We start from the raw sequence: 24670 nt of genomic DNA on the forward strand, positions 1-24670 counted from the left end.
CGCATCAGGTGTCGGACACAGGTTCGTGCCGCGGCCCCGCCGGCCCCGCCGGGCCCGCTCATGAGCGTGAGCGGAGCAGGGTGAAGGATCCGTCCCGCACGATCAGGGTCTCGGCGCCCTCCTCGACGTTCTGCTCCTCGTCGGAGGAGATCGCCAGCTCCCACCCGGCGCCGGGGGCGGCCGGCAGCGCGAACTCCACGCCGTTCTCGGCCGCGTTCAGCAGCAGCGCGAACGAGTCGGCACCCGGATGCGCGAGCACGAAGGTGATCGAACGGGCGTCGGGGTTGTCCCAGTCCTCGTCGCTGAACGACTGACCGTCCGAGCGCAGGGTCTCGACCGTGTCCTGCGGGTCATCCGGCGCATCCGGAGCCTGGCGGAACCAGGCCGGGTGCGGCGCGACGTTCTCGGCCCGCAGCCGGATGAGCGTCTTCGTGAACTCCAGCAGCGACTCGTCGGCGTTCGCCCAGTCGAACCACGACACCTCGTTGTCCTGGCAGTAGGCGTTGTTGTTGCCGCCCTGGGTGCGCCCGATCTCGTCGCCGCCGAGGATCATCGGCACGCCCGCCGAGAGCAGCACGGTCGCGAGCAGGTTGCGTCGCTTCCGGGCACGGCGCTCGTTCACGGCCGGGTCGTCCGTGGGGCCCTCGGCCCCGCCGTTGGAGGAGCGGTTGTCGCTCTCGCCGTCGTTGTTGTCCTCGCCGTTGGCCGCGTTGTGCTTGGCGTCGTAGGCGGTGAGGTCGGCGAGGGTGAAGCCGTCGTGGGCCGTGACGAAGTTGACGCTCGACAGCGGCGAGCGGCGCGATGCCTCGTAGACGTCGGGCGAGCCGAGGATGCGCTGCGAGACCGTCCCGAGCACCGAGTCGGTGCCGTTCCAGAAGTCGCGCACGTCGTCGCGGAACTTGCCGTTCCACTCCGACCAGTCGGCGGGGAACCCGCCCACCTGGTAGCCCGCGGTGTCCCACGGCTCCGCGATCATCTTGACCGGGGCGAGCACCGGATCCTGGGCGATCAGGTCGAGGAAGGCGCTGTGCAGCTCGGCGTCGCCGCCCTGCCGGGTGAGCGTGGTGGCGAGGTCGAAGCGGAAGCCGTCGATGTGCATCTCGGTGACCCAGTAGCGCAGCGAGTCCATGATCAGTCCGAGCGCGGCGGGGTGACCCACGTTCAGGCTGTTGCCGGTGCCCGTGGTGTCGAAGTAGTGCTGCTCGTCGCCCTCGACCAGGCGGTAGTAGGCCGCGTTGTCGATGCCCTTGAAGCTCAGGGTGGGGCCGAGGTCGTTGCCCTCGGCGGTGTGGTTGTAGACGACGTCGAGGATGACCTCGAGGCCGGCCTCGTGGAAGGCCTTCACCATCTGCTTGAACTCCACGACCTGGCGTCCGTCGGCCGCCGAGGCGCCGCCCCGGCTGTACTCGTTGTGCGGCGCGAAGAAGCCGATCGAGTTGTAGCCCCAGTAGTTGCGCAGGCCCTTCTCCTCGAGATGGCTGTCCTGCACGAACTGGTGCACGGGGAGCAGCTCGACCGCGGTCACGCCGAGGTCGGTGAAGTGCTTGAGTGCGGCCGGATGCGCGAGCCCGGCGTAGGTGCCGCGGATCTCCTCGGGCACGTCCGGGTGCTGCATCGTGAAGCCCTTGACGTGCGTCTCGTAGACGACGGTCTCCGACAGCAGGCGCCGCGGTGCGCGGTCGTCTCCCCAGTCGAACGAGGGGTCGGTGATGATGCAGCGCGGCGTGACGGCGGCGGAGTCGCTGTCGTTGCGCGTCTCCGGGTCGTCGAGCTCGTGGCCGAAGAAGGCCTGGTTGTCGGCGGCCCAGTCGTAGGCGCCCTCGATCGCGGTCGCGTGCGGATCCAGCAGCAGCTTCTCGACGTTGTGGCGGAGCCCCTGCGCGGGATCCCAGGGTCCGTCGACGCGGATGCCGTAGCGGGTCCCGATGCCGGCGCCGTCCACGAAACCGTGGAAGACGTGGCCGGTCCGCTCGCTCAGCCGGGTGCGGGTCTCGGCCCCGGAGTCGTCGAAGGTGCAGGCGAAGACGCTGTCGGCGGTCTCGGAGTAGATGGCGAGGTTGACGCGGCCGTCGATCATGCTGACGCCGAGCGGATAGGGAAGGGAACGCGATTCGGGCATGTCCTCCATCAAGGCATGACGAGACCGGATCGGCACGGGGGCGGCACGAGCGGTATTGTGTGCACTGTCGCGCGTCCGATAGAGGCTGCGCGAGCAGATCCTATGGGGGGAACCACAGTGAACACGCGCGTCAAGAACAGAGTCGTCGCCGGGCTGGTCGCAGCCGGGCTGGTCGGGGGCACGAGCCTCCTCGTCGCGGGTCCGGCGAGCGCCGATCCGGGGGATGCGACCGCCTTCGGCGGCGCCGTCGACTTCGAGGTGCACTTCGGCAGCCTCTTCAACTACGAGCAGTCCAACATCGTGGGAGGCGTCGCCGTCTCCAACCCGGGGCAGGACGCGTCGAACCTGACCGACCAGGACCTCCTCGACCTGGGCATCGCCGACATCTCGCTCGGCACGGTCTCGACCGCCGTCGAGAGCAACGACACCGTGGCCCACGCGGCGTCGCGCGTCGCCGACACCTCGGCGAACCTGTTCGGCGTGTCGCTGGTGAGCCTGGACGTGGCCGAAGCCGCCGCCGAGTGCCCGGTCGACGGCACGCCGCAGGCCGTCGTCAACACCTCGGGCCTGCGCATCCTCGGGATCCCGGTGACCCTCGACGACACCACCCCGGGTGCTGAGCAGAGCACGACCCTCCCGACCGCTGTCGGCACCGGCAACGGAGCCTCGACCGTCGACCTGAGCGGCGTGAAGGTCACCGTGCGGGTGGCTCAGGAGGCGCTCGCCGAGCCCGACGGTGCGATCGGGATCGCACTGGCCGCCCAGGTGCTGGTCGAGGGCTCGTTCCTCGACGCCGACGCCTCGACCGTGACCATCCCGCCGGCGACCGTCGCGACGAGCATGGTGCTCGCCTCGGTCATCTGCGAGACGCCCGCCGTCGTGCCGCCGGTGATCCCGCTCACTGCGACCGGGATCACCCCGGCACACGGCACCTCGGCCGGCGGCCAGACCGTCACGATCACCGGCACCGGCTTCGTGCCCGGCACCCCGGTCATCTTCGGCGGCGTCCCGGCAACGAACGTCGTCGTCGCCGCGGACGGCACTTCGCTGACCGCCGTCACACCGGCCGGCACCGCGGGCTCGACCGTGACCGTGCTGCTCGCGAACCCCGGCGGCGCGACCGCGACGCTCGCCTACACGTACGACGCGATCGTGCCCGTCACCCCGGTGACGCCGATCATCCCGGCCGGCACGGGCGGAACCACCCTCGCCGCGACCGGAACCGACCCGGCTCCGCTGGCCGCGGGTGCCGCCGGAGTGCTCGGCCTCGGCCTGCTGCTGGCCGCCGCCGCTCGCCTCCGCCGCCGCGCCCTCTAGTCGGGGGGTCAGTGCGCCGAGGCCGCGAGCCGCAGGATGCGCGCGACCTCGTCGGCCGCCGGCACGAGCTGGGCGGCCGAGCGCTCGTAGGTCTCGTCGCTGCGGCGGTAGGGGTCGATCACATCGTCGTCCTCGCTCGCGACCGGAGGACCAACCTGGCCCTTCCGCGACGCGACGAGCGCCACGACCTCGGCGAGCCCGGAGCGGAGCGTGGGCGCCACCGCGGAGGCGTCGACGACGGTTGCGTCGTCCAGCCCCTCGGACAGCCGCGCGAACTCCCGCAGCGTGAAGGTCACCCCGACCTTGCGCGGCACCAGCTCGACGATCTCGCGGCGGTGGCTGCGCGACATCGCGAGCACGAGGTCGGCGTCGCCGACGATCTGCTCGGTGAAGTACCGGGCGCGATGGGCGTGCGGGTCGCCGCCGAACCGGAGCGACAGCGCGGCCGCCTGCTCGGGCATCCGGTCGCCCTCGCCGGCATAGGTGCCGGCGCTGGAGAACGCGATCTCGGGCAGCTCCGACAGCCGCGCCCGCAGGATCTGCTCGGCGAGCGGCGAGCGGCAGATGTTGCCGGAGCACACGGTGAGAACGGAGAAGTCGGCCACCCGTCTACGCTACTGTGTGACCACCTTCACGGCGCACAGGGGGAAGAGCGTGCAAGCGATCCGAGGCCCACGCCGGGCGGCTGCCGCGTTCGCCGGCATCCTGATCGGTGCCGTTCTCCTGATCGGATGCGTGGCCGCCGGCTCCGACGACAGCACCGACGACGCAGGCGCGACGTCATCCTCTTCCGCGACGGCCCCGGCGACGTCCGCCCCCTCCGCGCCCGGGCCCTCCGGCGACCCGGACCTCGGAGCCACGGTCCCTCCGGGTGACACCATCGCCCCGCCGACGGGTGCGGCCTCGCCCGGCCCCGGCACCGCCGCCGTCCCGTACCTCGTCGTCGGCGCGGGCGGGCTCACGGTCGTGACCGACGCCGGATCCGTCGACTACGGCTACTCCGACTCCGCGGCCCCGGCGATCGGCGCCCTGACGGCGCTCCTCGGCCCGCCGAGCACGAGCTACGCGCCGCCGGCGAAGTGCGAGCAGGGCTCGACCTCCGTCTCGTGGCCCTCGATCGCCGTCCGCTATCCCGGGCAGGATCCGGCCTCGACCGCGGCCGACTTCGAGGCGATCGCCCGCTCGGCCCCCGTGACCGGCCCGGCCGGAGCGGTGGTCGACGTCGTCACACCCCACGGCGCGCGGATCGGCGACCCCTTCGCGGCCTACGCCCCCGCCGTGGCCGGCAACGAGCGACTCACCGGCGGCACCTTCGACGTCGTCGTCGACACGGTGCGCGACGACACGCGCGACACCTATGGGGTCGTCGTCACGGCGCAGGACGGCACGATCACCGTGATCGCCGCCCCCACCGACCTCGGTGCGGACTGCTGAGGGTGCTCGACCTCACGATCCTCCTGCCGGCCATGGTGCTGACCGTCGCCGTGCTCGGCGCCCTGTTCTTCGTGGAGCGGTTCCGGAGCCCCAGCGAGTCCGCGGCCCGCTACTGGGCGGTCGTCTTCATCGCGGCCAGCCTCAGCACCGTGGCCTACTTCGTGGCTTCGCGGGCCGACGACATCTGGTGGTCGGTCGCCGTCGGCAACTCGATGATGGTGCTCACGCTCGGTGCGCTGTGGATGGGCTGCCGCGCCTTCAACCGCCGCCGGAGCCCGATCTGGCTGGTGCTGATCGTCTGCCTCGTGGTCGCGGTCACTGCGTCGCTGCCGAGCGAGGAGGGCCCGCGCTGGGCCGGCGCCGGAGAGAAGATGCTGGCCCTGGCGTTGTTCTCGGTGCTCATCGTGATCGAGTCCCTGCGGCCGCGGTTGAGCAGGTTCGTCGGCGCGCGCATCCTCACCGTCGTGCTCGGGGTGCACACGGTCTACATCCTCGCCCGCAGCGCGGTCTTCCTCTCCGCCGGGCCCGACAGCGCGCTGTACCGGCAGTTCTTCGGCACCGAGTTCGTCTCGGCGATGAACCTGGTGCTGGTGCTGTGCGGCGGCGCGGCGATCATCGCGATCCGCGTGCAGGAGGCCAGGGGCCTGTTCACCAAGCGCACCGCCGACGGCAACCGGCAGCGCTTCGAGGAGCGGGCCGTGTTCATCCGGCTCGCCGCGGCGCGGCTCGACGAGGCTCGCCGGGACGAGACCGGGGGCCGGCCCGTCGTGATCCTGGCAGCCGTCGACCTCCTCGACAAGCTCCGCGGCGCGTACGGCGTCGCCCACGCCAACGGGCTGCTCGCCGCCCTCGCCCGGGCGATCATCGCCGTCGTGCCGGACGACGCGGTGCTCGGCCGACTGCCCGGCGACCGGTTCGCGATCCTCCTGCCCGACGTCGACCTCGACTCCGCAGCCGCCCTCGCCGCCGCGATGCAGGACGCCTATCGGGCCGGCACCGCCCGGGCGCACGAGGACTCGGACGTCAGCTTCGGCCTCAGCCGTCCGCGGGAGCGCAGCGGCACCGAGATCGACGAGCCGCTGCCGTCAGCGGTGCTGCTCGCCCGGCTGATCGACTCCGCCGGCGGCGCCCTGGGGCAGGATGCCCGGGTCCGGCTCGGCCGGATCGTGCTCGCCGACCGCACCTGACGCCTCGGCCGCCCGCGCGCGGAGCGCGGCGACCGTCGCCGCCGCGTCGTACGCCGGATCCGGCTCGAGGAACCGCTCCAGGATGGCGACGAGCGCGATGGCCGGCAGGTTCCAGGCCGGGTCGTCCGAGGTGGTCGTCGCCGGCCCGGTGTACGTGTCGTCGACGAGTCCGGGGTTGCCGAGGTGGCGCAGCCCCAGCCCCTCCACGACCGCCGAGATCACGACGGCGTAGGGGCGGTAGTCGCCGTTCCATTCCGCGCGGAGCCGATAGCCCAGGATGGAGGAGAACCAGCCGTGGAACTCGGCCATCCGTTCGATGAAGGAGTCGCTGCCCTCGCGTAGGGAGCGTTCGATCTGCTCCCGCGCCGACCACTCGAGGTGGCTGAGGAGCGTGGCCGAGAGACCGACGTAGGACTGCCAGGCGACCGAGGAGATCACGGCCCGGTAGTTGTGCTCGAGCGCCACGCGGATGACCTCGTACATCACGCGACGACGGTCGTCCTCGTTCTCGAGCTTGTCGAGGTTCGCGTAGAGGATCCGTTCGCTGAGTTCGAGAGTCTCGTCGTCGGCGAGCTTGGTCGAGGTCTCCGCCGCGATCTCCTTGAGCAGGTCGGTGATGAAGGCGTCCTTCGAGTCCCAGAGCCGGTAGGTCGAGCTCCGCGGCACCCCGGCCTCGCGGATGAGGTCGTCCATCACGATGTGCTCGAACCCGATCGTCAGCCCGATGCTCTCGACCCGTTCCAGTGCGACGTCGAGCACCCGGCGCCTCACCTCGGAGGCGCGGATCCGTGACCGAGGCGTCTGGCGGTCCTCGGGGTCCGGAGAATGTCCCACCAGGTCGCCTCCTCCCTCGTACCTCACTGTCCCTCGACGATATCAGCGCACGGAGAACACCAGATCTGCCCCCCGGGCAGGGGTCTCAGGACAACCGCTAGCCACTCTAGTAAGCAGTTGGACTACGATTACGGGATGAGCTCCGATCGAACCGAGGCGTCACCGCACTATTGGTACGGTGACGACGCCGATCGCGCGCGCAGTATCGCGGTCCTCGAGGCCCTCCGTTCCTACCGCGCCGCCGAGACCGCGATGCGTCGACGCTCCCAGGAGTCGATGGGCATGGGCGAGAACGACCTGATCGCGATGCGGTACCTCCTTCGCGCTCAGGAGCAGGGCCGGGCCGTCGGCCCCAAAGAACTCGCGCAGTACCTCGGCATCACCAGCGCCTCGATCACGGTGCTGCTCGACAGGCTGGAACGCAACGGCCACATCCACCGCGAGCCCAGTCCCTTCGACCGGCGCGCCCTGATCATCGTGCCGACCGTGCCGACCGACGAGCTCGCCGCGGCGACCCTGGGCGAGGTGCGACCCGAGCTGCTCGCGGTCGTCGACCAGCTCGATCCGGCCGACGCGAAGACGATCGTCGGCTTCTTCGACTCGATGAGGGATGCGGTGGACGAGATCGACAACCACGTCACCCCCCACACGGTGCGGCTCGATGAGCGCGGCTGACCCGACGGCCTCTCCGCTCGCAGCGGAGGTGCTGAGCGCGATGCGCGCCTACCGCACGGCGGAGGCCGCGATGCGGCGGCGCACCCGCGAGTCGATGAAGATGGGCGAGAACGACCTCACGGCCCTGCGCTACCTGCTCAAGGCGCAGAGCGAGGGCCGCGTCGTCACCCCTGGCATGCTGGCCGACCACCTCGGCATGAAGTCAGCCTCGGTCACCGTGATGCTCGACCGCTTGACCACGTCTGGCCACCTCGACCGGCAGCCGCATCCGACCGACCGTCGCAGCCTCGCCGTCGTCGCCACTCCCGGTTCCGACGACGAGGTGCGCGCCACGCTCGGGGCGCTGCACCGACGGATGATCTCGGTCGCCGCCCGGCTCGACCCGTCCGAGGCAGAGACCGTACGCACGTTCCTCGTGGCGATGGCCGCGGCCGCCGACGGCATCGACGAGGCCGACAGCGCCCACAGCGCCGCCTGAGCGCCCGGCACGGCACCGCACCGCACCGCCCGAGTAAACGGCGCCCACGCCTGAGTCCGACCCGGCCGACTCGGCCGGCTCAGGCCAGTCGCGGCACGTCGAAGTGCACGAGCAGTTCCTCGCCCGCGATCTGCTCGCTGGCGGTCGGGAACATCAGCCGGATCATCCGGATGAAGGGCAGCACGTCGGTGCGCAACCGCTGCACGTCGTCGCTCGCGCAGCGCACCATGGCGAACCGGTCCTCCTCGCCCTCGATCAGCTCGAGCACGATCGAGCCCGGGCGGGTCAGCGGCGAGGCCTCCAGGGCCGCCAGCAGGGCGCGGACGGTCGCCCGGTCGTCCTCGTGCAGCCGCGGCGAGAGCCCGCTCTCGTCGACGAGCACGTCGACGTGGTCGCCGAGCGAATCCACCTCGGCCGCCTCGACCAGAGCGGCGTGCAGCGCGGTGGCGAGCCGGCCCGCGGTGACCCGGTCCTCGACCGAGAGGGTGCCGGTCATCCGGAGTCGGGCCAGGAACGGCACGACGTCGCTCCGCAGGCCCCCGACCTCGCCGATCACGTCGTCGTCGACGAACTCCTGGCGAAGCCGCTCGAGCTGCTGGTCTCGCTGCTCGGCCTGGTCGAGGCGCTCGGCGTAGATGTCGAGCACGAGCGACCGGGCGTAGGCCACCGCGCCCAGCCCCATGGCGAGCGAGGGGGCGACCGCGACGAGCAGGATGACCGGGGCCGGCACCACCTCGCCGAAGCCGGTGAACAGGTGCAGCACGGTGAGCACGGCGGTGAGCCCTACCGCGATCCCGGTGTAGGTCCCGAGCTCCACGTGGGTGCGGAACGGCGCCGCCGCCATCAGCACCAGGCCGATCGTGATCAGCCCCCAGTCGTCGCGCACCGCGGCGTTGGTGCCGACGCAGCTGAGCGAGTTGAGCACCGCGGCGATCGCGACCAGCGCGAACGAGGTCGCGAAGCGGTCGCTCGTCACCCCGAGGTCGAAGCGGAAGGCGCTCCGGATGAACCAGCCGAAGCCCGCGATCACCGCCACGATCGCGGCGACGGCGAGCGGCCAGGACGAGATCTGCGAGGTGGTCGCGAGGGTCAGTCCGATCGCGCAGACGATCGACACGGCGGCCACCACCACCAGGAAGCCCCGGGCGCTGATCGAGGCCAGCGGGTCCAGCTGCAGGGCGGTCGTGCCCCGGGCGGGCTTCAGCGGCTTCATACCTCGACCCCCGCCACGGTCATGAAGACCGCCGTGCCGGCGCCCGGCCGCGACCAGATCTGCACCGAGCCGCCCACCTCGACGATGCTCTCGACCACGACCATGCGGAGCCCGACCGTGTCGTCACCGGTGCGCTCGACGTCGAAGCCGGTGCCCGCATCCGACACCATCACGCTGAGCTCGGGCGGGCTCGACATGACCGAGATGTCGGCCTCCCGCACCCCCGAGTGCCGCAGCACGTTGTCGAGGCACTCGGTCACCGCCCGCTCGAGACCGCGCGCCACCGCCGAGGAGACGCCGTTGATCGCCTCCACGTCGCCGGTCACCCGCAGCTGCAGGCCCTTCTGCTCGGCGTCGCGCACCACCGCCATCAGCAGCGGCGCCTTCGAGAGCGACCGCGCTGCCGCCCCCGCCGAGCCCGGGCCGGCCAGCACCGGGCCGACGTCGGCGAGATTCGCCAGGTCGCGGTCGATCGCCTGCAACTGGTCGTCGCGAAGCGGCCCGGGAGCACTCTGCGCGAGCGCCCGCAGGTCGGCGAGCACGTTCTCCTGCACCCAGGCCGAGGCGGTCTCGGAGAAGGCGGCGAGCGCCACGTCACGCTCCTCGGCGAGCGCGGCCGTCGACATCACGGCCGTGCCGCGCGCCGCATCCCGCCGGCCCACCCAGAGCGCGGTGACGAACAGCGCGAGCGCGACGAAGGAGGCGACCACCGGCACGTCGACGGCGAGCGGCATGCCCGACTGCCAGGCTGCGACCTGCACCAGCCCGGGCCCCGCCACGAAGGCGAGCGTGCCGAGGAAGATGGCCTTGCCGAGCGACCGGGCGGGGATGCCGACGACGAGCACCGCGAACTCCGGCATCGACAGCAGCACGTAGTCGCTGGAGGGCGTGCTGCCCGGCACGGCCACCGAGACCGCCGTCGTGACGACCGCGTAGAGATAGAGGCCGGCGCAGGCCACGAGGGTCGCACCGACGGCGCTGACGAAGGAGCGGGCCCGGAGGGCGGCGAGCACGCCCGCGGCGACGACGACGAGCCCGGCGAGGGCGAGCAGGATCTCGAGGTGCCCGGTGACCGGGATGAACAGCGCGGCGATCACGAAGGTCGCGGCGAGGAAGACGGCGGCGAACCAGGTGCCGGCCCGGGCGAGTGCGCGGCTGGTGGCGACGCCGTCGACGTCGGCGGCGATCTGCAGGGTCATGCCAGGTAGCCGTCCTCGGCGGCCCGCAGCGCGAGGTCCTGCTTGCGTTCGGCGACCCGGCCCTCCGAGGCGTACTGCTCGCGCACGCGCTCGAGCGCGTTCTTCACGGCCTGGATGTTGGTGCCGAGGATCATGGCCACCTCGACCGGCGTGTGGCCGGAGACGTACAGTCGCAGCGTCTCCTCCTCCTCCTCGGTGAAGCGGATGCTGGAGGTCGGCACCCCGACTCCCCTCCGGTCGGGTTCGTCCCACGCCACGGCGGGTGCCGACTGCCCGCGCAGCACGCCTCGCACCGCGGCGAGCAGCTCGCTGGCCGGCTGGGCCTTGGAGACGAAGCAGGCGGCGCCGGCATCGAGCACCCGGCGGATCGTCTCGGGCGCGTCCAGCGCGCTCATCACGACGACGGCGGCCCCGACCGAGCGGCAGATCCGGATGCGCGCCTCGACCGAGATCGGCTCCTTCAGCTGCAGGTCCATCAGCACGACGTCCGGCGGGAAGGCCGGGTGGCGCACCGTCTCGACCCACGAGGTGGCGCGGATGGTGACGTCGAGATCGGGCGCGTGGCCGACGATCCAGTTCGAGACCCCGTCGAGGATGAGTTCGTGGTCGTCGACGATGGCCACGGTGGCAGGCACCGGGTTCCGCTCGTTCAGCACGACCTCACTCCAGACCCCCTGGTCGAGGATATCCGGGACACGATTGCCCCGTCCAATCGGCCCTGCGCCGGGGCTGTACCCTCAGTTCATGAGCAGGGGGAGCGACTTTACCGAGGCGGAGCGCCGTTCCCGCTTCGACCGCGCGGTCTTCCAGTCGCAGCTGCTCCTGGCGGCCGCCCTGCTCCTCCTGGTCTGCGCGGCCTACGTCTTCCAGCCCACCTCCGTGCTCGACCCCCGGTTCTTCGGCGGCGTCGCCGTCGTCTTCGTGCTCACCGCGGCCTCCGCGCTCGTGCCCTGGTCGCGCTTCCCCCGGCTGTGGGCGGGGCTGCTGCCGCTGGTCGACATCTTCGCGATCATCGCCGTCCGCGAGGGCAACTCGCAGCTGGGGGCCGGGCTGCTCCTGGTCTTCCCGGTGATCTGGCTCTCGAGCTACTTCGGGCTGCTCGGGGCGATCGTCAGCGTCGTCACGAGCTCCATGCTGCTCTGGACCACCGCGGCACTGGCCGGAGCCCCGCTCGTGATCGACAGCATCCCGGCCCTGCTGGTGCTGCCGATCACGCTCTCGTTCATCGCGACCACGACCCTCGCCACCTCCAGTCGCACCGCGGCGCAGCGGGGGCTGCTGCGCCAGCAGGCCGACCTGCTCGAGGTGGCGCTCCGCCGCGCCCGCCGGCAGGAGCAGACCCTCGACGAGGTGCTGAACGCGGTCACCTTCGGCGTGGTCGCGTTCGACAAGAACGGCGAGCAGACGATCGTCAACCGCGCCAACCGCGCGTACCAGACCGAGTTCGGCCTGCCGGAGACGAGCGTGGAGCATCCCGTGCTCTACAAACCCGACCGGGTCACCCGCTACGACGAGGAGGAGCGCCCCTTCCGACGCGCGGTGAACGGCGAGCGGTTCGACGACACGGTGACCTGGCTCGGCGAGCCCGGCCAGCACCGCATCGCCCTCTCGGTCAGCTCCCGTCCGCTCACCTCGCCGGACGGCGAGCTCGACGGCGGCGTGATGGTCTCGCGTGACGTGACCGCCGAGATCAACGCCATCCAGGCCCGTGATGACCTGGTCGCCTCGGTGTCGCACGAGCTCCGCACCCCGCTGACCTCGATCCTCGGCTACCTCGAACTCGCGCTCGACGACGAACGGCTCGACGAGTCGACCCGCTCGATGCTCGAGGTCGCCTCCTCCAACGCGGATCGCCTCCTCGCGCTCGTCGCCGACCTCCTCACCGCCGCGAGCGAGAAGGATCAGCAGATCGTCATGTCGTTCTCGCAGTGCGACCTCTCCGAGATCGTGGCGCAGTCGATCCAGGCGCAGACCCCGGCGGCCGGCGAGCGCGGCATCACGATCGAGAACGCGGCGCGCGAGCCCGTGCTGATCGAGGCCGACGGGTTCCGGCTGCGGCAGGTGGTCGACAACCTGCTCACCAACGCCATCAAGTACAACGTCGAGAACGGGTCGGTGACCGTCGAGGTGACCCCGGTCGGCGAGCGCGTCGACCTCGTCGTCAGCGACACCGGCATCGGCCTCAGCGACCTCGAGCAGTCGAAGCTGTTCGATCGCTACTTCCGGGCCGAGGGCGTGCGCCAGTCGACCATCCACGGCTCCGGGCTCGGTCTCACGATCAGCCGCGACATCGTGCGGCGGCACGGCGGCGACCTCACCGTCGCCAGCAGCCTCGGAGTGGGCACGCGTTTCACCGCATCCATCCCCCGCTCACGCTAAACTCCGGTGAGGCTGGGCGAGTGCGGGAGGAGGGGTCGGCGTGACGCTGGACATGACCACGCTGCTGTTCGTCTCCGGGCTCGTCATCATCCTCTGCGGTGTCTCGTTCATCCTGAACACCGCCATGCGGCGCAACGACGCCTCGGGCCGGCTCTGGAGCATCTCCTTCATCGCCGGGATGCTGACGGCCCTCTCGTTCGCCGTCTGGGGCTTCTCGCCGCACCTGTGGTGGATCCTGGTCACCGGCAATGCCGCCTACGTGGTCTCGATCGGGGCCATCTGGTCCGGCGCCCGGGTCTTCAATGGCCGCACCTCCTATATCTGGGTCCCGCTCGCCGCAGGCGTGGTCACGGCCGTCCTGACGCTCCTCCAGGGCCCCTCGGCCGGTATCTGGACGGGGTCGACCCCGCTATTCATCGGCATCGCCGTCTTCGCGGGCCTCGGCGCCGCCGAGACGATGCGGTCGAGGATGCGACGCAACCTCAACGCCCGCATCCTCAGCTTCAGCCTCTGGATCGTCTGCGCCTTCTACGTGCTGCGGAGCTCGGTGTTCGTGACCATGGGGCCGGACGCACCGATCTTCCAGCAGTACTTCGGGTCGTCGATCACCACGATCCTCACCATCCTGCTGGTGCTGCTCGGCACGATCTCGATGTCGATCCTGCAGGCCGAGCGCTCGGGCGCGCGGGCCCTCGGCGACGTGACCGTGGGCGTGCACTCCGTGGTCGGCGTGCTGTCGGCGGCCTCGTTCATGCAGCAGTGGGCCGACTGGGTCGAGCGCGCGTCCTTCCACGGCGACCGCCTGGCGATGATCGCGATGGATGTCGACAACCTCCCGCAGATGAACACCGCGTTCGGGCGCACCTTCGGCGACACCGCCATCCGCTCGGTCGCGCAGATCATCCGGCACCACGCCCCGACCGATTCGCTGCTCGGGCACACGGGTGCCGGGCGGTTCGTCATCGTCGTGGTGACCCCGGCGACCAACGACGCCGAGCATCTCGCGATCCGGTTGCAGACCGCGCTGGTCGACGAGCCGATCGACCCGCAGCAGTCGCTCCGGGCGACGGCGAGCTTCGGGGTCGTCGACACCGACACCTTCGGCTACGGCCTGCCGGTGCTCCGGCGCGCGCTCGACGACACGACCGCGACGGCGCGCGACGAGGGCGGCAACCGCATCGTCGTGGGCAAGGCCCCAACCGCGGCCTAGGGCTGCGCCGCACCTCCGGCCTGCGGCCGACCGCGGCCTAGGGCTGCGCGATCGCGATCGTCAGCTGGTCGGCGGCGGTCTGCTTGGCGTAGTCGTTCGAGTCGGGAGCCGACTGCAGCAGGATCTCGTAGGTGAACGAGAGCGTCATCGACGTCGCCGCGGGGTCGACCGCGGGCAGGATGAACGTCTGGCTGTAGCTGTACGGCGACTTGATGAGGTAGCCGGGCGCGACGGACGCCTGGTCCATCAGGGCCGCGGGGGCGGGCAGGGCACCGGTGGGCCCGTCGATCGCAGGGGTCACCGAGACCCGCGAGAGATAGATCTTCTGCCCCTGGTCGCTGCCGAGGGTGCCGACCATCGAGAAGCTGATCGGCTTGTTGGCCTCCGCCGTCCACTGGTCCATGCTCAGCGTCGAGTAGTAGGTCACGGTGAGCGAGATGTCGCCGGCCTGCAGTTCGTGCTGCGTGGAGCCCGTGGCGAGTTCGTTGACGATCGGCGTGATCGTCGCCGAGGGGCTCGGGGTGGCGGCGGTGGGCGGGAGAGTCGGGGAGGCGGAACCGGTGTTGAAGCCCGGCTGATCCCAGGGCGCGGTGCCGCAGGCGCTGAGCGCGATCACGCTCGCGAGGCCCACACCGGCTGCGAGAGCCGTCCGGCCGAGCCTCCGGCCCGTTCGATGCTCCCTGAATCGCATGGATTTCCTCTCGCTTCTGACCCTGATCCAATCTTAAGCTGATCCTGACGCGACCCTGGCGTATTCGCAATCGAACCCTTGGCCCGGTGACGGAGACTTATCGCATGGCAGAGAGCATCAACCCGTACGTCACGGATCGCACCGATCTCGGAGACGAGCACGACGACTTCCAGAACGACTTCATCGAGTCGGTCGAGTCGCTTCCGTCGTACCGGCCCACGATCGGCTGCATCATCCCCGCGTACAACGAGGCGGAGTCGATCGGCGAGGTGCTCGAGTCGCTGCTCGCGCAGACCCGCCTGCCCGACGTCATCCACGTGGTCGTCAACAACACCACGGACGACACGGTCAAGATCGCGGCGCAGTACGCCGGCCCGCACCTCAAGGAGGTCGACGGCGTCGAGCAGTTCACCGAGGTCTACGTGCACGACATCGGCAAGAACAAGGACAAGAAGGTCGGCGCCCTCAACTACGGCTACCAGCTGGTCGAGGGCTGCGACTTCCTCCTCGGCGTCGACGGCGACACCACGGCGGCCCCCGACGCGGTCGAGCGGCTCGCCGAGGAGATCACCTCCGACTCCCGCATCGGCGGCATCTCGGCGATCTTCTCGATCGACGACCAGCCGATCAAGGGCTTCATCGCGAAGTTCCTGATCACCGGCCAGCGCTTCCAGTTCGCCGCGTTCAACATGCAGAACATGCTGCGCGGCCGCAACATGGCGGTGCTCGGCGGTCAGTTCTCGATCTTCTCGACCAAGGCGCTGCGCCAGATCATGGTCGAGAACCACCAGAACACCCCGTGGGTGAAAGACTCCGAGGTCGAGGACTCGCTGCTGTCGCTGCAGATCAAGAGCGCCGGCTACCTCACCAAGATCTCCGCGCAGTCCCGCGCCGACGTAGGCGGCATGACCACCCTCCGCGGCCTCGACGCGCAGCAGGTGAAGTGGAACTTCGGTGCGATCGAGCTGATGTGGCCCGGACAGCGCGGCGACACCAAGGGTCAGCCGTTCCACCCGAACCTCCGACTCCGCTGGCTCGAGAACTTCTCGATGCTCACCAACGTCGTCACCCGCATCCTGTTCGTGCTGCTGCTCATGGGCTCGCTGTCGATCAGCGCGTTCGTGTTCTCGCCGATCTGGCTGGTCCCCCCGGTCGTCGCCATCCTGCTGAACTTCCGCACCGCGATGTCGATGAAGAACCGCAACGGCCGAGACCTGTTCTTCGCCCTGGCGCTGTTCCCCGCCGAGATCTACATGTGGGTGCGGATCGGTCACTTCCTCCGGGCGTGGACCAAGTTCCTCAGCCGCAAGCAGACCGACAACTGGGCCGCCCAGGCGAAGGCCGAGCGCGGCCGCGGCAACGGCTACCTCGTGCCGCTGGTCATCCTCGTGCTCGCCGTCGCCGTCCTCGTGCTGGTCTGGTTCCAGCTCGATCCCTTCGTGCAGTCCACCATCCTCTGGATCGGCTGGCCCGTGCTCGGCATCATCACGATCCTGCAGACGCTCGGGATGTTCGTGAAGGTCCTGCGTCGCTACCGGGGGTACAAGGTTTGACGGTTTACGTCGAACCCGGCGTCATGTCCTCCCTCCTCAGCACCATCGGGGACGAGGAAGGGCGCGGCCGGTTCGTGCACGACTTCATCAACCTCTGGGAGACCCGATCCCAGAGGTTGATGAAAGCGCTCGGCAACCACGACTTCGAAGATGCGGACGTGGTGCTCCTGAGCATCCGCAGCAGCAGCACCATGCTCGGCGCGTGGCCCCTGGAGGCCATCGCCGGCATGGTGCATTCGGCCGTCAAGGCCTTCGACCTGCAGGGCAGCCTCGCGCACCTGGCCCGCCTGCACGAGGTGGGGGCGAACACCTGCCGCGAGCTGCTGGTGCGCCTGGAGGCCCTCCGGAGGGAGACCCGGCCGGGTGCCGACGCGGGCGATCCCGTCACCCTGTTCGCCGACGAGCGGGCCTAGCCGAGGCCGACGACCGGCCGGTCCTTCCGCGCGACGAGGTCAGTCGTTGTCGGAGGCGGCGAGCCGGTAGCCGACGCCGCGCACGGTCTCGATCCAGCGCGGGGTGGTGATCGAGTCGGCGAGCTTGCGGCGCAGGTTGGCCATGTGCACCTCGATGGCGCGCTTGTCGGCCTCGCTCACGAAGTGCGCGGTGACATAGCTCTCGCCGCGGAGCAGCAGCGCCAGGTCGGCCTTGCTGCGCACCCGGCGCTGGCTCTCCATCAGCGCGTTCAGCAGATCGAACTCGCTGCGGGTGAGGTCGATGGTCGTTCCGTCCTTCTCGGCCAGGCGCATCTCGGAGTTGACGTGCAGGCCGTTGTGCTCGAGCCAGCCGTCCTCCCGGTCGTAGCTCTTGGGGCCGGTCTGGGCGGCGGCGGGCTGCGCCTCGACCGGCGCGGGGGCGTCGGCCATCGGGGCGGCCACGGGGGCGGCCACCGGGGCCGCGGCGACGGGCGCCGGGGCGGCATAGACGGGAGCGGCGGCCGCGGGAGCCGCGTAGACGGGGGCCACGGGCTGCGGGGCCACGGGAGCGACCGGGCCGGAGCCGTCGCCGGCGAGCACTTGGCGCGGGCGGCGCATCATGGCCTCGACGCGGGCGCGGAGCTCGCGCGGCCGGAACGGCTTGGTGAGGTAGTCGTCGGCCCCGGCCTCCAGGCCCTGCAGGGTGTCGATCTCCTCGTCGCGAGCCGTCAGCATCACCAGGTAGGTGTTGCTGAAGGTGCGGATGCGCTTAGCCGCCTCGAACCCGTCGATGCCGGGCATGCTGACGTCGAGGGTGGTGACCGTGGGGTCGTAGGCGCGAACCGCCTGCACCCCGTCGAGCCCGTTGCCGGTGGCGATGACCTCGAACCCGGCCTGCGTCAGCACCGTCTCCAGAAGGTGGCGGATGTCGGCGTCATCCTCGATGATCACCGCGACTCGTCGTTCCCCATTAGCGTCCATCGCCTTGATCGTATCAACGGATCACGGAACTGATGGGTGAATCCGAGGAGGGAATCCCGACTCTCGCCATTGTGAGCAATGACCGGCCGGAGGGTCCTGCGCGCGGGCTGCCGCTCTAGAAGCCGGCGTCCGCCGCCAGCTCGCGGGCATTTGCATCCCACCATTGGCCGGCGACCGGGCCGCCGTTGCAGGTGCCGTCGCTCTCACCCGGCGGCTTGATCCACAGGTTCGCGTCCTGGGCCGAGCCGGACTTCGTCGGCGACGGCGTCGCCCCCAGGGCGCGGCCCGGAGGGTTGCACCACTCCCCCGTCGACCCGTTGCCGTTGCGGCCGGTGTCGATGACGTAGTGGGCGCCGCCGGTGAGCGAGGAGATCTCGTTCGCGTAGTACTGCTCGCGATCGGTGGAGTTGTAGTTCGAGACGTTGGTCGAGAAGCCGCGCGCCCGGCTGACGCCGGCCTTGTTCAGCAGATCGGCCATCTCGGCGGCCGGACCCCAGTTGGAGTGCCCGGCGTCGATGTAGACGACGAGGTTGGCGCCGACGAGAGCGTCGACCGAGCCGCTCACCTCGCTCAGGCGCTCATCCACGTTCTTGCACTCGTTCGCGAGCGCCAGGGCGTCGGGTTCGAGGATGACGACGGCTTCGCTGCCGGCGAGCGCGGTCGCGATCTCCTGGACCCAGACCGGGTACTCCTCGGCCGAGAGGCCGCCGGTGGACTGGCCGCCGCAGTCGCGGTTCGGGATGCCGTACACCGTGAACACGGGCGCCTGGCCGAGCTTCGCGGCCTCGGTCACGAGGCCCTTCGCGTAGTCGCCGACCTCACCCGTGGGGTGCTCCTCCGGCACCAGCCAGACGGCGGTCGGCACGGCGGCGATGCGACCGAAGGTCTCCGCGTCGGCGGTGTCTCCGGAGTCGGTCGCCGCCTTCGCCGCCACCGCCGCCTTGGAGCCCGGGTCGGCGAAGAGTCTGCGGCTCGCGAAGGGGTTGTCCGAGGCAACACCGCCGGCCGAGAAGATCGATCCGACACCGATCACGAGGGTCGCCAGCACGCCGACGATGGCGACGATCGCGACCCAGAGACCCACGCGTGGCAGCACATTGGACAACGGTTGGCCCTCCCCGATCGGACGTGGCCCAACTCTATCCCGTGGCCGTCGCCGTCGCCGATTCGCTGACGGGCGGGGCGGAGACCGCGGCCGGGGCCGGGGCCGGGCGCCCCACCGTCCCGGCGGCGCCGTAGGCCTTCAGCCGGGACATCGTCTGCGCGAAGGGGACGGGCCGGCCGTAGAAGAAGCCCTGCGCGTGACGCACGCCAATGCCGACGAGCACGTCGACCGCATCCTGCGTCTCGATGCCCTCGACGACCGTGGAGTAGTCGAAGGCGTCGCCGAAGCCCTGCAGGGCACGCACGACCTCGCGCTGACGGGTGTCGTCGAGGTTGTCGACGAGCGAACGGTCGATCTTCAGGATGTCCATCGGGATGCGCACGAGCGCGCCGACGCTGGACGCCTCGGAGCCGTAGTCGTCGAGGGCGATCAGCATGCCGAGCTGGCGGAAGTGCTCGGCCTGCGCGCGGAGGTCGTCGTCGATGTCCTTCGTCGACCGCTCGTTGAGCTCGAGGCAGAGCGAGACGTCGGGGTACTGGGGCACGATCTCCTTGAGGAAGGCGCCCACGTGCTCGTCACGGATCTGCTCGACCTCGAGGTTGATCGTCATCACCGTGATGCCGGGGACGACCTTGCGGAACTCGCGGGCCGACTTGAGCGACGCGGCGATGACCTGCTTGGTGAGCAGGTCCATCCGGCCCAGCCCCTTCGCCTTCTCGATCAGCGACGAGGTCGAGATGCGGCCGAGCTCGGGATGCGTGTAGCGCACCAGGGATTCGAAGGCCCAGATCTTGTCCTCGACCGTGTTGACGATCGGCTGGTAGACGACGTTCAGCACGCCGTCGTCGATCGCCTTCGCCACGATCTCGTTGATGCGGCTCGACCGGTGCGGCGAGATGCCGATGCTCGACTCGAACGACGGGCCGCCCTGCCGGCGCGACTTCTTGATCGCGAGCATGCTGTGGTCGGCGTCGACCACGATCGACTGCGGATCGGTCTCCTGGTGCCCCGAGTACGCCAGGCCCACACTGACCAGCGGTCGGTACTCGCGCCCGCCGATGGTGGCCGGCACCCCCACGTTCGCGATGATGTGGTCGGCGACCGCCTTCGACTCCGCCAGCGACTGCAGCTTGGTCAGGATGATCACGAACTCGTCGCCGCCGACCCGGGCCACGAAGTCATGCGGCCTGACCGAGGCGCGCAGCCGGCCGGCCACGATCGAGAGAACCTCGTCGCCGACGTGGTGGCCCTCGGAGTCGTTCAGTCGCTTGAACTGGTCGAGGTCGATGAAGAGCACGGCGATGCCGGAGGCGTAGCTGCGATCCTCGTTCAGGCGCGCGAGCGAACGCTGGAAGGCGTTGTAGTTGGGCAGCCCGGTCAGCGAGTCGCGGTCGACCCGGTCGAGCAGCGTGTCGTAGGCGCCGCGGACGCGGGCGTTCTCGGAGGCGATGTGACCGATCGCGTCCAGCGCCAGTTCGTCGTCGGCGGTGAAGGGCGCCCCGCCGTTCTTGCGACTGGCGACGAGGTACTCCGGCGGCTCGACCGCATCCTGCTGGTGCTCGCTGGAGACACCGTCCTCCTCGGCGGCCAGGGGGCCGGCGTCGAGCTGAGGATCCGTGCCGTCGATCGCGGCGAAGCGGGTGCCGATCTCGTTGCGGCCGGGCGGGGTGCGGCGCACCTCGAAATCGGTGGCGTCGACCGCGCGCCGGGCGAACTCGACCATGATCTGCTTGGGGTCGTCGGCCGCATCCCACGGCAGGGCCCGCGCCGCCTCGACCACTCCGCTCAGGCGGCGCTCGCTGCTGCGGGTCTGGCCGCGCTTGGCCGCACCGTAGAACACCAGCGCGACCACCAGCAGCGGAACCGTGGAGCGGGCGAGGAGGAGCTGCTCCTCCGGGCCGTCCACGATGCGCATCAGGCCGGAACTGGCCGCGTACAGCGCCATGGCGACGACCGAGCCGAGCACGAAGATGAAGCCGATCCGCCAGGGGCTCAGACCGTTCACCCCGACGGAGTGGTCGACGTTCCAGCGCCCGCGGTCGAGCACGAAGTCGAGAGCGAGCGCCACCACCAGGTAGGCGGCCACACCCACCGGCACCGCGAGGAGCGGGAACAGGCCCAGGTCGATCAGCGCGCGTGAGGAGGCCACGGAGGCGAAGGCGCCGAGGGCGGCCACCCCCGTCCACTGGAAGGAGCGCCAGACGGACCGGGTGCTGAGGAGCTTGGAGACGAAGAACGCCAGCGTCCACAGCCCCACGTCGAGCACCGGGTTGGCCCCCAGTGTGCCGACCACGAGCAGCGTGTTGGCGACGCCCAGGGCGGGCAGACCGGCCGCACGCCCCGTGGGGAGCTCGTAGACCGCGGTGACGGCCACGCTGATCAGGAAGACGACGCAGCTGAGCCAGCTCGGCGGCGGATCCGCGATGCCGGCGACCACGCCCGCGGTCACGGTCGCCACGGCGACGGCGATCAGGAACCAGGGCATCGCGACAGGAGGCTCTCGGCGTGCGGGAAGCTCCTCCATGCCTGGAGTTTAGCTCTCCCGGGGGCTCCGGTCAGAGACCGAGGCGATCGAGCTCGGCATCCATCCTCGTCGCCATCTCGGCGTAGCCCTGGTCGTTGGGATGCAGGCCGTCCGCCGCCATCCACTCCGGGTGCCCTTCGATCCAGTGCGAGGCGCCCGGGATCCAGTCGGCGCCGATCTCCTCGGCGGCGGCGCGCACCCAGCCGATGACGGTCTCGACCGAGTCGGGGCGGTCGTCGGTGTACCAGAACGGTTCGACGACCAGGATGCGGGTCTCGGGGAGGGCGTCCTTCAGCGTGCGCAGGTCGGTGCTGATCGCATCCTGGATCTCGTCGGCGCGCTCGGGCATCGAGAAGTTGTCGTTCAACCCCATCGTGATGAAGAGGATGTCGGGGTCGTCGGCGATGACCAGCGGCACCTCGTCGTCCGGCCCGTAGTCGGGCGGGGTGCTGCTGCGGTTGTTGACGAAGCCGAGGCCGTTGACGCTCGGGTTGAACTCGTCCCAGCCGCGCTCGGCGGAGATGACGGTCGACCAGCGTTTCGCGGGGTCGGATGCTCCGGTACCGAGGGTGTACGAGTCGCCGTAGAAGGCGACGCGGGGGCCGCCGGTGGCGGGGCTCGGGGAGTCGGTGGCGGTGCTGCCGGAGGTCGCACTGGCTGTGCCGGCGTCGTCGCTGCCGGTGCTGCCGCCGGCGCGGCCGGACACGGCGGAGACCGCGAACAGGGCGAGCATCACGACCGCCACGAAGCCGGCGGCCAGGATCACGAGTCGTCGGGAGTCACGCACGCTGCGTGTTCGTGGCGGCGGCCGGAACGGATTGGGTCAGGCCGCGGACTCGGAGGTCGACTCGGCGGACTCCGTGGACTCGGCGGACTCGGCGATGACCTCGGCGATCTGCACCGCGTTCAGCGCGGCGCCCTTCCGCAGGTTGTCGTTGCTGATGAACAGCACGAGGCCGCGCTTGCCCGGCGCGCTCTGGTCTTGACGGATGCGCCCCACGTAGCTCGGGTCGGTGCCCGCCGCGGTGAGCGGCGTGGGCACGTCGGCAAGCTGCACGCCGGGGGCACTCGCGAGGAGCTCCTGCGCGCGCTCGGGGGTGATGTCCGAGGCGAACTCGGCGTTGATCGAGAGGGAGTGCCCGGTGAAGACCGGCACGCGCACGCAGGTGCCCGCGACCAGCAGTTCGGGCAGCTCGAGGATCTTGCGGCTCTCGTTGCGCAGCTTCTTCTCCTCGTCGGTCTCGAGGTCGCCGTCGTCGACGATCGAGCCGGCCAGCGGGATCACGTCGAACGCGATCGGGGCCACGTACTTGACCGGAGCCGGGAACTCGACGGCGTGGCCGTCGTGCACGAGGTTCAGCAGGGCCTCGGGGTCGGCGGTCGCCGCGATCGCCTGGTTCGCGAGCTCCTCGGCGCCGGCGAGACCGGAGCCCGAGACCGCTTGGTAGGTGCTGACGATGAGGCGTTCGAGGCCGGCCTCCTGGTGCAGCACCTTGAGCACGGGCATCGCCGCCATGGTGGTGCAGTTGGGGTTCGCGATGATCCCCTTGCGGGCCTCGGCGATGGCGTGCGGGTTGACCTCGGAGACGACCAGCGGCACATCCGGGTCCATCCGCCAGGCGCTGGAGTTGTCGATCACCGTGACGCCGGCCGCCGCGAAACGCGGGGCCTGGGCGCGGGAGCCGGTGGCGCCGGCCGAGAACAGGGCGATGTCGAGGCCGCTCGGGTCGGCCGTCTCGACGTCTTCGACCACGATGTCCTCGCCCTTGAACGGGAGCACGGTGCCGGCCGAGCGCGCGGTCGCGAAGAACCGGATCGACGCGATCGGGAACTCGCGCTCCTCGAGGAGGCGGCGCATGACCTTGCCAACCTGACCGGTGGCGCCCACGACGCCGACGTTGAGAGCCTTGCCCACGGTGTACCCATTTCCTCGCCGAGAAGTCACTTTCCGTGCTTCCCTGGCGATTTTAGAACGATAAGTGACTTCTCGAGCGCGTCAGCGACCCGTACCGGCGTGCACCACGGCATCCTCGTCCCCGTCGAGGCCGAAGGCGGTGTGCACGACGCGGAGGGCGTCGTTGATGGTGTCGGCGCGGGTGACGACCGAGATGCGGATCTCGGAGGTCGAGATCATCTCGATGTTGATGCCGGCGTCGAACAGCGCGGTGAACAGCTTCGCCGAGACCCCGGCGTTCGTTCGCATCCCGGCGCCGACCAGGGCGAGCTTGCCGATCTGGTCGTCGTACTGCAGCGCCTTGAAGCCGCTCTCCTCCTGCTCGGCGCGGAGCGCCGTGAGCACGAGCTGACCCTCGCTCTTGGGCAGCGTGAACGAGATGTCGGTGAGCCCGGTGCTCGCCGCCGAGACGTTCTGCACGATCATGTCGATGTTCGCGCCGGTCTTGGCCACGATGGTGAAGATCTGAGCGGCCTTGCCCGGGATGTCGGGGACGCCGACGACGGTGATCTTCGCTTCGCTCAGGTCGGTGGCGACACCGGCGATCATGGGCTCTTCCACTGCGGGCTCCGTTTCACTGGGGTTGTAGACGATGGTGCCCTCGTTGTTGTTGAAGCTCGAGCGCACGTGCAGGGTGACACCGTGCCGGCGCGCGTACTCGACGGCACGGATGTAGAGCACCTTCGCCCCGCTGGCCGCGAGCTCGAGCATCTCCTCGCTCGTGATGCGGTCGATCTTCGAGGCCTTCGGCACCACCCGGGGGTCGGCGGTGAAGATGCCGTCGACGTCGGTGTAGATCTCGCAGATGTCCGCGTCCAGCGCGGCGGCGAGGGCGACCGCGGTGGTGTCGGAGCCGCCGCGGCCGAGGGTCGTGATGTCCTTCGTGTCGCGGTTGAAGCCCTGGAAACCGGCGACGATCACGATCGCCCCGTCATCCAGCGCCTCGCGGAGCCGCACCGGGGTGACGTCGACGATGCGGGCGGCGCCGTGGCGTGCATCCGTGATCATGCCGGCCTGGCTGCCGGTGAACGAGCGGGCGTCGTGGCCGAGCGACTCGATCGCCATGGCGAGCAGGGCCATCGAGATGCGCTCGCCGGCGCTGAGCAGCATGTCCATCTCGCGGGGGGCCGGGATGGGGGCGACCGCGTGCGCGAGGTCGAGCAGGTCGTCGGTGGTGTCGCCCATCGCCGAGACGGCGACGACGACCTCGTTGCCCGCCTTGCGGGTCTCGACGATGCGCTTGGCGACCCTCTTGATGCTCTCCGCGTCGGCGACGGAGGAGCCGCCGAACTTCTGCACGATCAAGCTCACGTGGACACTCCTGGAGGGATGGCGCCCGCGGGAGGGCGCTGGGGACGAGGTCTGGCGACCCGACTGCCCACTATATCGCGGGCCTCTGGCTCT

General features: G+C 70.4%; 22 protein-coding genes. 9 read left to right on the forward strand and 13 right to left on the reverse strand.

What is annotated here, in order from left to right; all coding sequences use genetic code 11:
* Nucleotides 1-58: 58 nt before the first annotated feature.
* Nucleotides 59-2119 (reverse strand): glycogen debranching protein GlgX, encoded by a 2061-nt coding sequence (glgX, locus tag AC59HU_RS05210; protein WP_497222298.1) that lies wholly within the window; start codon nt 2117-2119, stop codon nt 59-61.
* 102 nt (nt 2120-2221) lie between these two features.
* Between glgX and AC59HU_RS05215 the strand changes: the two genes are divergently transcribed.
* Nucleotides 2222-3436: an IPT/TIG domain-containing protein gene (locus AC59HU_RS05215; protein ID WP_497222299.1), complete on the forward strand. Its 1215-nt coding sequence runs from the start codon at nt 2222-2224 to the stop codon at nt 3434-3436.
* An 8-nt stretch (nt 3437-3444) separates the two neighbouring features.
* Here the strand turns inward: AC59HU_RS05215 and AC59HU_RS05220 are convergent, their stop codons facing one another.
* Nucleotides 3445-4041, reverse strand: a complete 597-nt coding sequence (locus AC59HU_RS05220; protein WP_497222300.1) for an arsenate reductase/protein-tyrosine-phosphatase family protein — start codon at nt 4039-4041, stop codon at nt 3445-3447.
* Nucleotides 4042-4090: 49 nt separating this feature from the next.
* Here AC59HU_RS05220 and AC59HU_RS05225 point away from each other — a divergent pair, with 49 nt between their 5' ends.
* Complete coding sequence (locus AC59HU_RS05225; RefSeq protein WP_497222301.1) at nt 4091-4870, forward strand: hypothetical protein; 780 nt, start codon at nt 4091-4093, stop codon at nt 4868-4870.
* Between the two features lie 2 nt (nt 4871-4872).
* Nucleotides 4873-6057: a diguanylate cyclase domain-containing protein gene (locus AC59HU_RS05230; RefSeq protein WP_497222302.1), complete on the forward strand. Its 1185-nt coding sequence runs from the start codon at nt 4873-4875 to the stop codon at nt 6055-6057.
* On the opposite strand, the gene AC59HU_RS05235 is transcribed toward AC59HU_RS05230, so the two are convergent.
* Entirely contained in the window at nt 5956-6891 is a 936-nt protein-coding gene (locus tag AC59HU_RS05235; protein WP_497222303.1) for a TetR/AcrR family transcriptional regulator, read from the reverse strand. The two genes, AC59HU_RS05230 and AC59HU_RS05235, sit on opposite strands and share 102 nt — an antisense overlap.
* 135 nt (nt 6892-7026) lie before the next feature.
* Here AC59HU_RS05235 and AC59HU_RS05240 point away from each other — a divergent pair, with 135 nt between their 5' ends.
* Both AC59HU_RS05240 and AC59HU_RS05245 read left to right on the forward strand, forming a co-directional pair.
* Nucleotides 7027-7566, forward strand: coding sequence for a MarR family winged helix-turn-helix transcriptional regulator (locus tag AC59HU_RS05240; protein WP_497222304.1), 540 nt, complete (start codon nt 7027-7029; stop codon nt 7564-7566).
* On the forward strand, nt 7553-8044 hold the full coding sequence (locus AC59HU_RS05245; protein ID WP_497222305.1) for a MarR family winged helix-turn-helix transcriptional regulator: 492 nt from the start codon (nt 7553-7555) through the stop codon (nt 8042-8044). The genes AC59HU_RS05240 and AC59HU_RS05245 overlap by 14 nt, the downstream gene beginning before the upstream one ends.
* Nucleotides 8045-8123: 79 nt before the next feature.
* Here AC59HU_RS05245 and AC59HU_RS05250 read toward each other — a convergent pair whose 3' ends face one another.
* Genes AC59HU_RS05250 through AC59HU_RS05260 form a run of 3 tightly spaced genes read right to left on the reverse strand, consistent with a single transcriptional unit; the run spans nt 8124 to nt 11091 of the window.
* Nucleotides 8124-9257, reverse strand: coding sequence for a hypothetical protein (locus AC59HU_RS05250; RefSeq protein WP_497222306.1), 1134 nt, complete (start codon nt 9255-9257; stop codon nt 8124-8126).
* A complete protein-coding gene (locus AC59HU_RS05255) occupies nt 9254-10456 on the reverse strand; it encodes an ATP-binding protein (RefSeq protein WP_497222307.1) in 1203 nt (400 codons plus the stop codon). The genes AC59HU_RS05250 and AC59HU_RS05255 overlap by 4 nt, the downstream gene beginning before the upstream one ends.
* On the reverse strand, nt 10453-11091 hold the full coding sequence (locus AC59HU_RS05260; RefSeq protein WP_497222308.1) for a response regulator: 639 nt from the start codon (nt 11089-11091) through the stop codon (nt 10453-10455). Before AC59HU_RS05260 ends, AC59HU_RS05255 begins: the two co-directional genes overlap by 4 nt.
* Nucleotides 11092-11200: 109 nt before the next feature.
* On the opposite strand from AC59HU_RS05260, the gene AC59HU_RS05265 reads away from it, so the two are divergent.
* Complete coding sequence (locus AC59HU_RS05265; protein WP_497222309.1) at nt 11201-12835, forward strand: sensor histidine kinase; 1635 nt, start codon at nt 11201-11203, stop codon at nt 12833-12835.
* A gap of 40 nt (nt 12836-12875) precedes the next feature.
* Nucleotides 12876-14045 (forward strand): GGDEF domain-containing protein, encoded by a 1170-nt coding sequence (locus tag AC59HU_RS05270; protein WP_497222310.1) that lies wholly within the window; start codon nt 12876-12878, stop codon nt 14043-14045.
* A 37-nt stretch (nt 14046-14082) separates the two neighbouring features.
* Here AC59HU_RS05270 and AC59HU_RS05275 read toward each other — a convergent pair whose 3' ends face one another.
* Nucleotides 14083-14736, reverse strand: a complete 654-nt coding sequence (locus tag AC59HU_RS05275) for a hypothetical protein (RefSeq protein ID WP_497222311.1) — start codon at nt 14734-14736, stop codon at nt 14083-14085.
* 104 nt (nt 14737-14840) lie between these two features.
* On the opposite strand from AC59HU_RS05275, the gene AC59HU_RS05280 reads away from it, so the two are divergent.
* Together AC59HU_RS05280 and AC59HU_RS05285 are read left to right on the forward strand one after the other, a co-directional pair.
* Complete coding sequence (locus tag AC59HU_RS05280; protein ID WP_497222312.1) at nt 14841-16289, forward strand: glycosyltransferase family 2 protein; 1449 nt, start codon at nt 14841-14843, stop codon at nt 16287-16289.
* Between the two features lie 23 nt (nt 16290-16312).
* Entirely contained in the window at nt 16313-16702 is a 390-nt protein-coding gene (locus tag AC59HU_RS05285; RefSeq protein ID WP_497222313.1) for a hypothetical protein, read from the forward strand.
* Nucleotides 16703-16741: 39 nt separating this feature from the next.
* On the opposite strand, the gene AC59HU_RS05290 is transcribed toward AC59HU_RS05285, so the two are convergent.
* The 6 genes from AC59HU_RS05290 to AC59HU_RS05315 all read right to left on the reverse strand — a co-directional run bounded on the left by AC59HU_RS05290 (nt 16742) and on the right by AC59HU_RS05315 (nt 24577).
* Nucleotides 16742-17653, reverse strand: a complete 912-nt coding sequence (locus AC59HU_RS05290) for a response regulator transcription factor (protein WP_497222314.1) — start codon at nt 17651-17653, stop codon at nt 16742-16744.
* Nucleotides 17654-17798: 145 nt separating this feature from the next.
* Complete coding sequence (locus tag AC59HU_RS05295; protein ID WP_497222315.1) at nt 17799-18767, reverse strand: glycoside hydrolase family 6 protein; 969 nt, start codon at nt 18765-18767, stop codon at nt 17799-17801.
* Between the two features lie 55 nt (nt 18768-18822).
* A complete protein-coding gene (locus tag AC59HU_RS05300) occupies nt 18823-21273 on the reverse strand; it encodes a putative bifunctional diguanylate cyclase/phosphodiesterase (RefSeq protein WP_497222316.1) in 2451 nt (816 codons plus the stop codon).
* A 70-nt stretch (nt 21274-21343) separates the two neighbouring features.
* Entirely contained in the window at nt 21344-22099 is a 756-nt protein-coding gene (locus AC59HU_RS05305; RefSeq protein ID WP_497222317.1) for an SGNH/GDSL hydrolase family protein, read from the reverse strand.
* A gap of 36 nt (nt 22100-22135) precedes the next feature.
* Nucleotides 22136-23227: an aspartate-semialdehyde dehydrogenase gene (locus AC59HU_RS05310; RefSeq protein ID WP_497222318.1), complete on the reverse strand. Its 1092-nt coding sequence runs from the start codon at nt 23225-23227 to the stop codon at nt 22136-22138.
* An 81-nt stretch (nt 23228-23308) separates the two neighbouring features.
* On the reverse strand, nt 23309-24577 hold the full coding sequence (locus AC59HU_RS05315) for an aspartate kinase (RefSeq protein WP_497222319.1): 1269 nt from the start codon (nt 24575-24577) through the stop codon (nt 23309-23311).
* Between the last annotated feature and the right edge of the window lie 93 nt (nt 24578-24670).

The organism is Herbiconiux sp. 320_LB, from assembly GCF_059691755.1.

Coding starts and splice junctions, on each gene's coding strand:
- AC59HU_RS05250 (WP_497222306.1), bottom strand. CDS start 9,257: ATGAAGCCGCTGAAGCCCGCCCGGGGCACGACCGCCCTGCAGCTGGAC.
- AC59HU_RS05245 (WP_497222305.1), top strand. CDS start 7,553: ATGAGCGCGGCTGACCCGACGGCCTCTCCGCTCGCAGCGGAGGTGCTG.
- AC59HU_RS05300 (WP_497222316.1), bottom strand. CDS start 21,273: ATGCCCTGGTTCCTGATCGCCGTCGCCGTGGCGACCGTGACCGCGGGC.
- AC59HU_RS05285 (WP_497222313.1), top strand. CDS start 16,313: ATGTCCTCCCTCCTCAGCACCATCGGGGACGAGGAAGGGCGCGGCCGG.
- AC59HU_RS05265 (WP_497222309.1), top strand. CDS start 11,201: ATGAGCAGGGGGAGCGACTTTACCGAGGCGGAGCGCCGTTCCCGCTTC.
- AC59HU_RS05275 (WP_497222311.1), bottom strand. CDS start 14,736: ATGCGATTCAGGGAGCATCGAACGGGCCGGAGGCTCGGCCGGACGGCT.
- AC59HU_RS05215 (WP_497222299.1), top strand. CDS start 2,222: ATGGGGGGAACCACAGTGAACACGCGCGTCAAGAACAGAGTCGTCGCC.
- glgX (WP_497222298.1), bottom strand. CDS start 2,119: ATGCCCGAATCGCGTTCCCTTCCCTATCCGCTCGGCGTCAGCATGATC.
- AC59HU_RS05280 (WP_497222312.1), top strand. CDS start 14,841: ATGGCAGAGAGCATCAACCCGTACGTCACGGATCGCACCGATCTCGGA.
- AC59HU_RS05240 (WP_497222304.1), top strand. CDS start 7,027: ATGAGCTCCGATCGAACCGAGGCGTCACCGCACTATTGGTACGGTGAC.
- AC59HU_RS05255 (WP_497222307.1), bottom strand. CDS start 10,456: ATGACCCTGCAGATCGCCGCCGACGTCGACGGCGTCGCCACCAGCCGC.